General features: G+C 59.7%; 11 protein-coding genes. 6 read left to right on the top strand and 5 right to left on the bottom strand.

Going from position 1 to position 12,010, the window contains the following annotated elements; translation table 11 throughout:
* Nucleotides 1-142: 142 nt before the first annotated feature.
* Entirely contained in the window at nt 143-814 is a 672-nt protein-coding gene (locus QK296_RS28535) for a helix-turn-helix transcriptional regulator (RefSeq protein ID WP_003190637.1), read from the bottom strand.
* 242 nt (nt 815-1,056) lie between these two features.
* Nucleotides 1,057-2,301, bottom strand: coding sequence for a methionine gamma-lyase (locus tag QK296_RS28530; protein WP_169855259.1), 1,245 nt, complete (start codon nt 2,299-2,301; stop codon nt 1,057-1,059).
* A 123-nt stretch (nt 2,302-2,424) separates the two neighbouring features.
* On the opposite strand from QK296_RS28530, the gene QK296_RS28525 reads away from it, so the two are divergent.
* Nucleotides 2,425-2,895 carry an Lrp/AsnC family transcriptional regulator gene (locus QK296_RS28525; protein ID WP_003190639.1) on the top strand — a complete coding sequence of 157 codons (471 nt, stop codon included), beginning with the start codon at nt 2,425-2,427 and terminating at the stop codon, nt 2,893-2,895.
* Nucleotides 2,896-3,373: 478 nt separating this feature from the next.
* On the opposite strand, the gene QK296_RS28520 is transcribed toward QK296_RS28525, so the two are convergent.
* On the bottom strand, nt 3,374-4,810 hold the full coding sequence (locus QK296_RS28520) for a PLP-dependent aminotransferase family protein (protein ID WP_034134394.1): 1,437 nt from the start codon (nt 4,808-4,810) through the stop codon (nt 3,374-3,376).
* A gap of 158 nt (nt 4,811-4,968) precedes the next feature.
* Between QK296_RS28520 and QK296_RS28515 the strand changes: the two genes are divergently transcribed.
* From QK296_RS28515 to QK296_RS28495, 5 genes are all read left to right on the top strand, one after another.
* A complete protein-coding gene (locus QK296_RS28515; RefSeq protein ID WP_003190641.1) occupies nt 4,969-5,151 on the top strand; it encodes a rubredoxin in 183 nt (60 codons plus the stop codon).
* Between the two features lie 27 nt (nt 5,152-5,178).
* Nucleotides 5,179-6,048: a sugar phosphate isomerase/epimerase family protein gene (locus QK296_RS28510; protein WP_282392275.1), complete on the top strand. Its 870-nt coding sequence runs from the start codon at nt 5,179-5,181 to the stop codon at nt 6,046-6,048.
* Nucleotides 6,049-6,117: 69 nt separating this feature from the next.
* Nucleotides 6,118-6,750 (top strand): LysE family translocator, encoded by a 633-nt coding sequence (locus QK296_RS28505; RefSeq protein ID WP_003190643.1) that lies wholly within the window; start codon nt 6,118-6,120, stop codon nt 6,748-6,750.
* Between the two features lie 79 nt (nt 6,751-6,829).
* Complete coding sequence (locus QK296_RS28500) at nt 6,830-7,888, top strand: diguanylate cyclase (RefSeq protein WP_034134396.1); 1,059 nt, start codon at nt 6,830-6,832, stop codon at nt 7,886-7,888.
* 48 nt (nt 7,889-7,936) lie between these two features.
* Complete coding sequence (locus QK296_RS28495; RefSeq protein WP_282392273.1) at nt 7,937-9,166, top strand: M20/M25/M40 family metallo-hydrolase; 1,230 nt, start codon at nt 7,937-7,939, stop codon at nt 9,164-9,166.
* Between the two features lie 244 nt (nt 9,167-9,410).
* Here QK296_RS28495 and QK296_RS28490 read toward each other — a convergent pair whose 3' ends face one another.
* Nucleotides 9,411-9,830 (bottom strand): hypothetical protein, encoded by a 420-nt coding sequence (locus QK296_RS28490; protein WP_003190647.1) that lies wholly within the window; start codon nt 9,828-9,830, stop codon nt 9,411-9,413.
* Nucleotides 9,831-9,832: 2 nt separating this feature from the next.
* A partial coding sequence (locus tag QK296_RS28485) for an RHS repeat-associated core domain-containing protein (protein ID WP_282392271.1) occupies nt 9,833-12,010 on the bottom strand: 2,178 nt, incomplete at its 5' end.

Genomic DNA, 12,010 nt, shown 5'->3' with positions numbered 1-12,010 from the left:
CGCATCGTGGTTACCGGTGGCTGCGGCGAACTGCACAGTTGTGTAGATACCTATGCTGCGATAGCGGTGTGACAGTCTCCCCAGGGTTGCTGACCCACCGCTATCGCAGGCAAGCCAGCTCCCACGGGGATTTTTGCTTGGCTTATAGGGCCGTGTCAGACTCGGTCGAGTACATCCAGCGCAACAACGAATGCCGCCCGCTGATCCCCAACTTGATCGCCGCACGCTTGAGGTAGCTCTCGATGGTGTTGACCTTCAACGCCAGTTGTTCGGCCAACTCCGGCGCGGTGCGCCCGGCCAGCAGGCCTACGCACACTTCCAGTTCACGGTTGGACAAGGTCAGCCCCGATTGCACCAGGCGCTCCTGGATACGTCGGCGCAAGGTATCGATGCCCTGGTGTTGCGGCTCTGCCGACGGGCTGTCCGAGAGCGATGGCTGCAGCGCGGTGATGTGTTTTTCCACCATGGGCAGCAACAGCGTGGAGAAGTCCTGGAGCATGCTGCGTTCTTGCGCAGAAAAACTCTCGGACGGGTGGGAGCGGTACACCGACAGTACATAGCGCACATCGTCCTTGCGGCGCGTGAGGTGCAGTTGTGCGGCGAGTTGCTCGCTGTCCAGGGCCGCCACCGAATCGGTGTACACCGGGCTGATTTTGCGACGGCCAAGGCCTTCGCGGCTGACGTGCAATTGGGTGATATGGGTGGCGTCCACTGCCAGTTGGGTAAGGATCAGGTCATGCAGCATGCGTGGGAAATGGCGGCTGCCGGTGCTGGCGATGACCTTGCCTATCTGTGGGAACAGGTGTGAGTTCATCAATTCGTCCATGAGTTTCGTGCAGGTATTGGGCCTTATAGCGACGGGGATTAAGAAGGTAACTAATGTGAATAACCTGCAGTGATAGTGCGTCCCGCCGCTGACATGCTAGTACAGGCTGGCTGAAGGAGGGGGATCCAATCTGCGAAAAAAAAACATTAAGCAGGTACAGCGGCAGTCGGATCCTTAGTCGAATCCTTCCGATCACCGCCCAGGCACCGCAAAACGCTTGGGTTTGGGCGCTATTTCAGCGCGTACGCCGATGTAGTGGTGGGCCGCAGGTTGGCACCGTTGCACTTGGCCAGGGCTTGTTGGATATCCGCCAGCAGGTCGGCGACGTCTTCCAGCCCCACCGACAAACGTACCAGGCCCTCGCTGATACCGTGCTGCGCCCGTTGCTCGGGGGTGTAGGTGGAGTGGGTCATGCTCGCCGGGTGTTGGGCCAGTGATTCGGCATCCCCCAGGCTGACCGCGCGGGTGAACAGTTGCAGCGCGTTCATGAAGCGCTGGCCGGTCTCGATGCCACCCTTGAGTTCAAAGGCGATCATGCCGCCGGGCAGTTTCATTTGTCGGTTTGCCAATTCGTACTGTGGGAAAGAACGCAGCCCGGGGTAGGTCACCCACTGCACCGCAGGGTGTGCCTGCAACGCCTCGGCCACCGCCTGGGCGTTGCTGCAATGGCGGTCCATGCGCAGGCCCAGGGTCTTGAGGCCGCGCATCAACAACGCGGCGTCCTGGGGTGACATCACCGCGCCGGTCAAGTCCTTGAGTCCTTGCAGGCGAATGCGCTGGGCCAAGGCCTGGTTGCTCACCGCGATGCCTGCGGTGATGTCGCCGTGGCCGCTGAGGTATTTGGTGGCCGAGTGCACCACCACATCGGCGCCCAGTTCCAGGGGGCGTTGCAGGTAGGGGGTGCAGTAAGTGTTATCGACCACCACGGTGACGTTCGGCTGTTGATGGGCCAGTTCGGCCACGGCGGCGATGTCGATCAGGCGCAGGTTGGGGTTGGCCGGGGTCTCGCAGTAGACCATGCGGGTGGCCGGGGAGAAGGCTACTTGCAGGGCGGCCAGGTCGGTCAGGTCGACATGCCGCACCTTGATGCCGAATTCGCCCAGGCCATGGTGCAACAGGGCGAAGGTACAACCATAAAGCGTCTGGCTGACGATGATCTCGTCGCCTGGGCGCAACAGGGTCCAGAACGTCGCGGCAATCGCGCCCATACCGGAGCTGAATGCCACGGCGGCTTCGCCGTTCTCCAGACTGGCCATGCGTGACTCCAGCAGGGCCAGGGTGGGGTTGGAAATGCGCGTATAGAAGTGGCCGCTGGCTTCGCCGGCAAAGCAGGCGGCGCCGTATTCGACAGTGGGGAAGGCGAAGGTGGCCGACAGGTAGATGGGCGGGACGAGGGCGCCGTGGTGGTCAAGAGGGTCATAGCCGTGGTGGATGGCACGGGTAGAAAAGCCGAAGCTGGTGTGTTTAGTGTGCATGTCGGGCGCTCCTTATTTCCTACAATGCTATGCTCATAACCACAGATGAACCTTGCAAAAAAGCCTGGAAAAACCCGCGTTTGTGGATCAAACACCGATAAAAATAATGATTAGAGGCACGTTATGCCCATCAAGCTGGACCGCACGGACAAAGCCCTTTTAAACGCGCTGCAAGGCAACGCCCGCCTGACCGTGGCCGAGTTGGCCGAGCGGGTGGCCCTCACCACGTCACCCTGCTGGCGCAGGGTGCGCGCCCTGGAGGAGAGCGGTGTGATCAGTGGCTATCAGGCGATCCTTTCTCCCAAGGCGCTGGGTTATGGGGTGACTGCGTTTGTCAGCATCATGATGGAGAGCCACACCCAGGAAATCGCCCGGGCGTTCGAGCAGCGGCTGTTGGCGATTCCGGAGATTGTGGCGTGCCATAACGTTTCAGGGCGCTATGACTTTTTGCTGGAGGTGGTGGCCAAGGACCTGGAGTCGTTTGGTGAGTTTGCGCGGGAGGTTTTGCAGACGTTGCCCTGCGTCAAGGAGATTTATTCGAGTTTTTCGTACAAGTCGGTGCGGCCGTTGCGGGTGATTCCGTTGCCGGGTTGACGGGGGGCTTACGGCGCCTTACCTACTGACACCCCCGCGATCCAGCTGTGGGAGCTGGCTTGCCTGCGATGGCGACCTGCCAGCCGCCCCATATCTACCTGACACCCCACGATTTCAATGTGGGAGCTGGCTTGCCTGCGATGACGACCTGAAAGCCGACATCTCTCTACCTGACACCCCACAATCCAACTGTGGGAGCGGGCTTGCTCGCGAAGGCGGCCTGGCAGGCGACACAGTTGGATTGGGTATATATCCATTGCTGCGGTAACGGCTACTTGGGGTTCCGCCCTGACGGCGGCTAACCCGGCGTCCTGCCGGGTTACCCACGAATTCAAGCCTGCGTTCGGCCAGCGTGGTTTAACGGGGCGCCTGAGATCAAGATCACAAGCAGATCAAGAGCAGATCAAGAGCGGCTCGCTTCGCATCGTGGTTACCGGCAGATCAAGAGCTACTCGCTTCGCATCGTGGTTAGGTAAGGTTAGGTTGGGGTTGGGGGGCTTTTGCTTTTTTGGGCGACACCGTGCAGCAGCAACGCCTCGAACACTCGCTGCACGCGTGGTTCGTCGCTGTGTGCCACATTGAAGCGCATTGAGTCGCGATGGGCCGGATCGTAGCCAAACAGGGCGCCGGGGGCCAGTACCATGCTGCGTTTCAGGGCTTCCTGGGCCAGGAGTTCGCCGTTTACGCCGGGTGGCAGGCGCGCCCAGATGAACATCCCGCCTTCATACGCCATGGGCAATTCGCACCCGCAGCGCTTGAGCCATTGTTCGACGCGCCCACCGGCTTCCATCAGGCGCTGCACCATGCGTTTGCGGTGCTTGGCGTAGCTGCCTTCGCTGAGCATGCGGTAGACGATCTGTTCGAACAGTTCGGAGGTGACGCCGCCGCTCATCAATTTCATGTTGGTCAGGTTGGCGGCCAGTTGCGGCGCGGCGACGACGTAGCTGACGCGGGTGTTGGCACTCAGGATCTTTGAGAAACCCGACAGGTAGGTGACCTGGTCCAGCCCGGCGACGGCGGCCAGGCGTGGGGGTGGGTTGGGGTGCAGGTCGCCGTAGAGGTCGTCCTCGACGATGTGGCAGTGGTAGTGCTGGGTCAGTTGCAGCAGGCGGAACGCCTGGCTGGGGCTGAAGGAGTGGCCGGTGGGGTTGTGTAACACGCTTGTGGTCAGGTACAGGCTGGGGCGGTGTTCGGCCAGCAGTTGTTCGAGGGCGGTGAAGTCAAAGCCGTCGGGGCGGCGGGCAATGGTGATGACTTTGACGCCGTGCAGCGCCAGGTTGGCGTGGAAGTTGAAGTAGCACGGTGCATCGAGCAGCACCGTGTCGCCGGGGCGGGCGAGCAGGCGCATGAGCATGTCCAGGCCCTGCACGGTATTGGGTGTGGTGATGATCTGTTCCACTGGCACCGACAAGCCTTCGCCGTGCAGTTTCTGCTGCAGCGCCTGGCGCAACGGCAACAGCCCCGCCGGTGTGCCCAGCCCGGCGATGCGCAGTGACGGCGCACGCACTACGCTGCGCATCGCCTGGCGGATCGCTTCGCCATTGAGCCAATCCTCCGGCAAGTGCCCGCCGCCAGGGCGCAGTTCGCCACTGGCAGTGGCCAAGGGCCGGCGCAAAACGCTGAGCAGGTCTTGGGGCAACAGGTCCACCCAGGTCGCCGAGGCTGGGCGGGTGCTGTCCATCGCCACGAAGTAGCCGCGGCCTTGGCTTGAGGTGAGCAGGTGGCGACCGCGCAGACGGTCCAGTGCCTCGTTGAGGGTGAACTTGCTGACGCCGAGGATCTGGGTCAGTTCACGCACGGATGGCAGTTTGCTGCCCGGGGCCCATTCGCTATTTTCGATGGCGTGGCTGAACGCCTCGACGATCTGTTGGACCTTGGGCGTGCCCTCTACAAAAGCGATGGCGGATACAAACATGACGCGTCCTTGTGTTTGCCGGTGCTTTTACCGGTGAAGTTAGGCTGGATTAGGCATCACTTTACCTGCCTTGTGCAATGCCACTCCCCTAGACTGCGCGGCATCTCGCCAGGAGATGGCGAAATTTCCTACACCTAAGCAATGGATTTTGCATTTCCATGAAGACTTATATGTGCGCACCCTGCGGTTTTATGTACGTAGAAGAACTGGGTATTCCGGAGGACGGAATTCCCGCAGGCACCCCTTGGGAAGAGGTGCCTGAAGACTGGGCATGCCCGGATTGCGGCGTGACCAAGGCCGATTTCATGGCCATCAACCTACCCGAACCTCAAGAAGCCTGACCCGCCATCAACGAAAGGAATCGTCCCATGGACAGCAAACTGATCAACGCCACCGTCCCGTTCTGCACCGGTGTGGCCCACCAGAAATACCTGGGCGCCGAAAAGGGCCTGCAAACCGCCATCGAAGGTGACTGCACCCACTGGTACATCGACGGCAGCCTGTTCGGCGAAATGGTCGATGACTGGACCGAGGCGCGTATCGAAAGCCTGCAAGCGCAAATCGCGGTCACGGGGGTCAAGCCGGTTTTCCACGGCAACTTCAAGGCGCCGTTGGGCAGTGATGTCGAAGCCTTCCGTAGCGCGGCCGTGGAGTACGTGAAGAAGGAAATCGACATCGCCAGCCGCCTGGGCGCGCCGTTGATCATTCACGGTGGTTGCATCGTCGAGCCGAAAATGGTGTTGATGGCCAAGAAGGTTGCCCTGGAGCATTACCTCAAGTCGGTGCAGGAACTGGCGTTGTACGCCGAGGCCAAGGGCACGGATATCTACCTGGAAAACCTGTCCAACTACGTCAACTATCGGCCATTCCACTACATCTTCACCCATGAAGCGGAATACTCCTTTGTGTTCGAGCGCCTGCAAGCCCACAGCAATGTGTACTTCTTCCTCGATGCCGGCCACGCCAACATCGAGAACGGCCTGCCGGCAGAAGTGGTGCGCAAGTACCACCACCTGATCAAGGGCATTTCCTTCAGCAACAACAACGGCGTGCAAGACCAGCACTTCGGCATCCATGACGGCAACTGCGATTACGCCGATGTGCTGCAGGCTATTGTCGAGACTAACTGGAAGGGCCTGGTCGCGTTTGAAACCCGCAACCAGACCGCCAAGGCCGCCCTGGCTGACCTGGCGGTGATGTACCGCGACTCCCTGACCACCGAAATCGCCGTCGCCTGATCGGCCTGGGGCGGGCGCTGGCTGCGTTCGCCCCGTTGCTGCTGTTTCTCTTTATTCAAGGTGCTGGCCATGACAAGTGCGTTAACCCTGTCTTCATTTCTCTACTTCCTGTTGTTTTGCGCCACCATGACCTTCAGCCCGGGCCCCATGACCCTGCTGTTGCTCAGCCTGGGCTTGAAGGACGGCCTGCGCAGTTCGATCCCGGCGCAGGTCGGCGCCAGTGTGTCGTACCTGATTTCGATCCTGATCTTTGCCGTGGGCTTTTCGGAGTTGATCAAGGGCAACCTCGCCGTTACCCAGACCATCCAGTTTGTCGGGGTGGCCTACATTCTTTACCTGGCCTACAAGCAGTGGACCAGCAGTGGCGTATCGATCAACAACGCCGGCACGGTTGAGGGCGCGCGAAGCCTGTTCGGCAAAGGGCTGTTGACCGGGTTTTCCAACCCCAAGACCATCATCATGTTCAGCGCCGTGTTCCCGCAGTTTGCCGGTGCTGGTGAACACAGCTCGGCGGCGGACATCGCCATTCTCGGCGCAACCTTTCTGTTGCTGCAATTTGCCAGCGGCTGCCTGTATTGCTATTTCGGCCAGCGCATCAAGCACGTGCTGGAAAACCCCAAGCGGCGCGTGCTGTTGCAGCGGATCACAGCCGTGTTGCTGCTGGGCGTGGCCTTGATGCTGGCGCGTGGGTTTTCGCACTGAAGTATTAGCCAATAAGCGGTAGTGGCGATTTGACGTTGCCCTGTTAGACTCCAGGCAATCACCCAGGATCGCCCCCACCATGCCAGCCGTCGGAGGAAAAGGACTTCCGCTCGCTTTGCGCTTGTACAAATCCCGCCTGTTGGGGCTGACGCTCGGCTTTGTGTGCGTGGCGTTCGGCATGTATCCGTTGAGCCCGCCCCTGTGGGTGTGGGCCTGGATGCTGATCAACGCCTTTGCGTGGCCGCACCTGGCTTTTCAATGCTCGTTGCGCTCGGCCAATACCTTGCGCAGCGAACGCCGCAGCCTGCTGTTCGATTCCTTTTGCGGTGGGTTCTGGGTTGGCGCGATGCACTTCAACCCGCTGCCCAGCGTCACCACCCTGTCGATGATGAGCATGAACAACGTCGCCATCGGCGGGCCGCGCTTCCTGTTTGCGGGTTGGGCGGCGCAGGCATTGGGGCTGGGCACCGCGCTGCTGCTGTTCACGCCTGGGTTTATCGCCGTGACTACCCAGGCCCAGTTGTATGCCTGCCTGCCGATCCTGATGCTGTATCCCCTGGCCCTGGGCTGGATCTGCTACCGCCAGGCCGTCACCTTGGCCCGCCACAAGCGTGAGCTGCTGGCCTTGAGCCGCACCGACAGCCTGTCGGGCCTGCTCAACCACGGCGCCTGGAAGGACCACCTGGACCTCGAGTTTCAACGTTGCCGCCAAGGCCCGGCCGGTGCCGCCATCGCGTTGATCGACATCGACCACTTCAAGACCATCAACGACACCTACGGCCATGTGACCGGCGATATCGTCCTGCGCCAACTGAGCAAGGTGTTGCGCCAGAACCTGCGCACCACCGACCTGGCCGGCCGTTATGGCGGCGATGAGTTCTGCGTGATCCTGCCCGATATGCCCCTCAACCGTGCCACCGAGGTGATGGAGGCCTTGCGCGGTCGCTTCAACGCCTTGGCCTACGCCCAGGACCCGACACTGCGAGTGAGCCTGAGCATCGGCCTGGCGCCGTACCAGCCGAGCCACGCCGACTCCATCAGTTGGCTCAACGATGCCGACCAGGCGCTGTACGAGGCCAAGAGCAGCGGGCGCAACCGAGTCAGTTCGGTACAGGGCAGTTGGTTGCGGTCAGTTTAGTGGGGTAGGGTGGCGGGGCACCCTCCAACAAAAAACAAGGATCGGTCCATGCTCTTCACCTTCCCGCGTACCCTGTTGGCCGCTACCCTGGCCTTGTCTTTCAGCCTGCCGGCCTACAGCGCCGAGCCTCATAAACAGATCCAGCAACAGGCCGAACAATACAAGGCCGAAGCCTTGAAGCTGCTGGAGCGCCTGGTGAATATCGACTCGGGCTCAGGCTACGAGTCCGGCTTGACTCAAGTGCGCGATATCGCCGTGGATGAGTTGAAACAGTTGGGTTTCACCATCGAACGGGTGCCGGATAAAGCCGCCAACAACAGCCATGTGGTCGCCACCCTCAAAGGCACTGGCAAGGCCAAGATCCTGCTGATGGCCCATATGGACACCGTATTCAAGGAAGGCTCGGCCGCCGAGCGCCCGTTCCACATCAAGGACGGCCGCGCCTACGGCCCCGGCGTGATGGATGACAAGGGCGGCATCGTCGCGGGCATCTATGCGCTCAAAGTCCTCAAAAGCCAGGGCTTCAAGGACTACGCGCAGATTACCTTCCTGCTCGACGCCAGCGAAGAAACCGGGTCCGACGCCGCTTCCGAACTGATCCGCAACACTGCCAAGGGCCACGATGTAACCCTGAACCTGGAACCCGGTCGCCCCGCCGACGGCCTGGTGGTGTGGCGCAAAGGCAGCGCTACCGCCGTGGTCGAAGTCAAAGGCAAGGCCGCCCACGCCGGCGTCGCCCCGGAACTGGGACGCAACGCCGCCATGGAAGCCGCGCACCAGATCCTGCAACTGGGCAAACTCGGCGACGAAGACAAGAAAACCACCATCAACTTCACCGTGCTCAAGGCTGGCGACCGCACCAACGTCATCCCTGACCAGGCCACCGCCAAGGCCGACGTGCGTGCGGCCTTGCCGGAAGAATTCGACCGGATCGAGAAAGACCTGGCCCGGGTTTCAGCCAACAAATTGATCCCGGAAACCGAAGTGAAAACCAGCCTGCAGCGCGGCCTGCCGCCGATGCCGCAGACCGCCGAGTCGGATAAGTTGGTAGCGATTGCCCAAGGGATTTATGGCGAACTGGGACGCAAGTTGACCATCGAAGGCAGTGGCGGCGCGGCGGATGCCAGCTTGTCCGCGGGGGTAGGCACGCCGACGTTGGATGGGTTTGGGATAGTGGGGGGCAATATTCATACGGCGGAGGAATATGCCGAGGTGGAAAGTGTGGCGCCGCGGGTTTATTTGTTGAGTCGGATGATTATGGAGTTGTCCAAGCGCTGATCAGATCGAACGAAGCGGGTTTGAATGTGGGAGGAATGCCCGTCAGGCAAACGCAGATCCCCTGTGGGAGCGGGCTTGCCCGCGAAGGCGGTGTGTCAGTCGCTGCATGTGTTACTGCACTACCGCTTTCGCAGGCAAGCCAGCTCCCACATTTGATCTTTGTTGATTTGAGCGTTGTGTTTGCTTGGTTGACTCGCATTGGGGTCAGCCCCTCCGACATCGAGTACTGCATTCAATGTGAAAGTCACCATGTGGAAGGGTCTTCGAGACTGGCTTTTTGGAGGTCGTCTTTCCAGACCTCGTTGGCCAGTCGATAAATGTCTGCAAAGAAGCCTCGGGGGTCGGCTATTTCTGTTTCGTCCCAGGCCATCGTTGAATACTCATCGGGGTCGTCTTCAAAGAACGAGCTAAAGTCAAAATTTTCAGTATTTAGAGCGAAGGACAAATTTTCCATCAGCTTATATTTGTGGCGGTGGGAGAATTCGTTGTAAGGATCCAGGCAGTATCTTAGGATCAAAGCTTCTCGATCTTTCTGGTTGTTAGGGTTGTAGGCGTGCAGTTCTTCTCCCTTTGATTCTTCTCTGTCGTAGATGTCAAAAATTCCTACGAAATAGCGCAGGCTTGCGTCGAAAGGGATGTGCTCGGAGGATGGATGAAATAACATTTTTACTCCTTAATCGGGAACAGGGTAAAAGGTGTGCCGTCTTTACGAAACTTCATTTCGGCACCATTCATTGAAGGGTTGAAATGTGGATGGTTCGGATCCGTCTTGTTTGGTCTGTAACCACGTCCAGCACCTGGCAGTTCTAGTTGGACAATATCATTCTTGTTGCCATCTATTCCGGTATAGCGCGAAAGTCCTCGTTCAACCCTTGATGTTGCTTTGGTCCATGCTTGAAGTTGAAGCTTCCAACTGTTGAATTGTGAGCTGGGAGTCCCTTTTTTCTTGGGCGGTAATTTGCCCGTTATTGGATCTTTCCCATCTATTGAGCGCTGGCTCACTTTAGATGACTCAACTTCTGGTCCATGCTTGCCAACCATATGCATGTCGTACTTTTTTTCATATTCCAAAATTCGACGCTTCGCATTCGCCTCACTTAGCTCCTCTATCTTAGCTCGTCTCTGCTCACCAGCCGTCTGAGGTGCTGACGGTTGTCCCTCATCAACTCGTGCGTTCTCAATTGGATTATCTTGTGAGGTTGTAGGCTTACACCCATTGCTACCGGGGCATGTATTTAGGCCTAGCTGATCCACCCACCCCGTGGGATTGGGTACATACTGGTACCCGTTGATCCCCCCCGCCAACCTCATCGGATCCGGCGTCAGGTAACGACCAATATCCGGATTGTAGTAGCGATGGCGGTTGTAGTGCAGGCCGCTTTCCGCATCGAAATACTGCCCTTGAAAGCGCAGTGGGTTGTCGATTTTGCCTACGTCGAGCCGGGCGATCTGGCCGTAGGCGCGGTAGTGGGCGGACCAGACGATTTCGCCTTCGGGGCTGGTCAGTTCTTGCGGGGTGCCGAGGTGGTCGAGTTGGTAGTGGTAGGGCTTGGTTTCTTTTGGGCCGAAACCGTCCAATAGTGCCAATGGGCGGAAGCTGCCGGGCTCGTAGAGGTAGCTGCGATGGCGCTCTGCATGGTGTTCGGCAATCAGCTTGTCGCCTTGCCAGAAAAACTCGGTAGTCTTGCCGTCCACGGTCTTGCTGATACGCCGCCCAAACGGGTCATAGCGATAACTGGCGGTTTGGCCGTTGGGCGTTGTAACCCCGACTAACCGATGCTGGCAGTCGTAGCGGTACTCAGTGACAAGTTGCTGGCCCTTGCCGCGTCGTTCGCGGATGAGGTTGCCGAAGGCGTCATAGTCATAGTGGCGGTCACCCTGGATCACCAGACGGTTAGCGGCCACGATGTCTGGCCCTGGGCGGTCTTGCATCAGCAAGTTGCCCGCCGGGTTGTGGGCGAAGCGTTCCTGTACGTCCTGCGAGTGATCGGCGCGAGTCAGGCGGGCGAGGGGGTCGTAGTGGTAGCGGTGTTCGCCTTTGCGGGTGTCGAGCAGGCGGGTGAGGTTGCCGGATTTGTCGTAGTCGTACTGGCGTTGGTAAAAATGGTTTTGCTGTTGGGTTACCGCATGGGCGTGTAGGCGGCTCTGGTCATCGTAGTGGTAGTGGCTGAGCAGTTGGCCTTGCTGGCGCTGGTGTTCGCGGCCGCTCTTGAACAGATGTGAGGTGAGTACTTCACCGTTGAGTTCGACGGTGGCGAGGTGGCCGCCTTTGTCGTGGTTGAAGGTGACCCGGTTGTTGTCCGGCAGGCGCAGGTTTTTCAGCTGGCCGCAGGCGTCGTAGCCGTAGCGCAGGGTGCCCCAGCCTTGGTGCTCGGCGGTCAGGCGGTTTTGGCGGTCGTATTCGTAGGCCAACGCCCAGTTACCGTCGTCGACGCTGAGGAGGTTGCCCTGGCGGTCGTAGGCATAGTCGACCACGCTGTTATCGGGCAGGGTTTTTCGTACGAGGCGCCCGGCGTGGTCGCGCTCGTAACGGGTCACTAGCTGACTGCCGTCGTCGCCGTGTTCGGTCTTTTCCAGCAGGTTTCCGTTGAGGTCGTAGGCGTAGGCGGTGCGTTGGCCGTCGAAGCCGGTTTCCTGGCGGATCAGGCCATTGGGGTGGTAGTCGAGTTGGTAGGTTTCGCCGGTTTCGTTTTCGATCTCGGTGAGCAGCAGTCGGGTGTTGTCGTAGCGGTATTTGACCTGGGTGCCGTCGGCGTTGAGGCGGCGGCTGATCAGGTGCAGGCCACCTTCGTATTCGTAGCGGGTGACGTGGCCGAGTTCGTCGCGTTCGGCGATGATTTTGCC

Origin of the sequence: Pseudomonas sp. AL10 (genome assembly GCF_029960685.1) — a bacterium.
Lineage (GTDB): Bacteria > Pseudomonadota > Gammaproteobacteria > Pseudomonadales > Pseudomonadaceae > Aquipseudomonas > Aquipseudomonas lactis.
Note: the sequence above shows the minus strand (reverse complement) of the source record. Positions and strands in the feature narration are given on the sequence as shown.

Bases quoted from the DNA above. Each gene is read 5' to 3' on its own strand.
- QK296_RS28490 (WP_003190647.1), bottom strand. From the start codon at position 9,830: ATGTTATTTCATCCATCCTCCGAGCACATCCCTTTCGACGCAAGCCTG.
- QK296_RS28510 (WP_282392275.1), top strand. From the start codon at position 5,179: ATGGACAGCAAACTGATCAACGCCACCGTCCCGTTCTGCACCGGTGTG.
- QK296_RS28495 (WP_282392273.1), top strand. From the start codon at position 7,937: ATGCTCTTCACCTTCCCGCGTACCCTGTTGGCCGCTACCCTGGCCTTG.
- QK296_RS28500 (WP_034134396.1), top strand. From the start codon at position 6,830: ATGCCAGCCGTCGGAGGAAAAGGACTTCCGCTCGCTTTGCGCTTGTAC.
- QK296_RS28520 (WP_034134394.1), bottom strand. From the start codon at position 4,810: ATGTTTGTATCCGCCATCGCTTTTGTAGAGGGCACGCCCAAGGTCCAA.
- QK296_RS28505 (WP_003190643.1), top strand. From the start codon at position 6,118: ATGACAAGTGCGTTAACCCTGTCTTCATTTCTCTACTTCCTGTTGTTT.
- QK296_RS28525 (WP_003190639.1), top strand. From the start codon at position 2,425: ATGCCCATCAAGCTGGACCGCACGGACAAAGCCCTTTTAAACGCGCTG.
- QK296_RS28530 (WP_169855259.1), bottom strand. From the start codon at position 2,301: ATGCACACTAAACACACCAGCTTCGGCTTTTCTACCCGTGCCATCCAC.
- QK296_RS28535 (WP_003190637.1), bottom strand. From the start codon at position 814: ATGAACTCACACCTGTTCCCACAGATAGGCAAGGTCATCGCCAGCACC.
- QK296_RS28515 (WP_003190641.1), top strand. From the start codon at position 4,969: ATGAAGACTTATATGTGCGCACCCTGCGGTTTTATGTACGTAGAAGAA.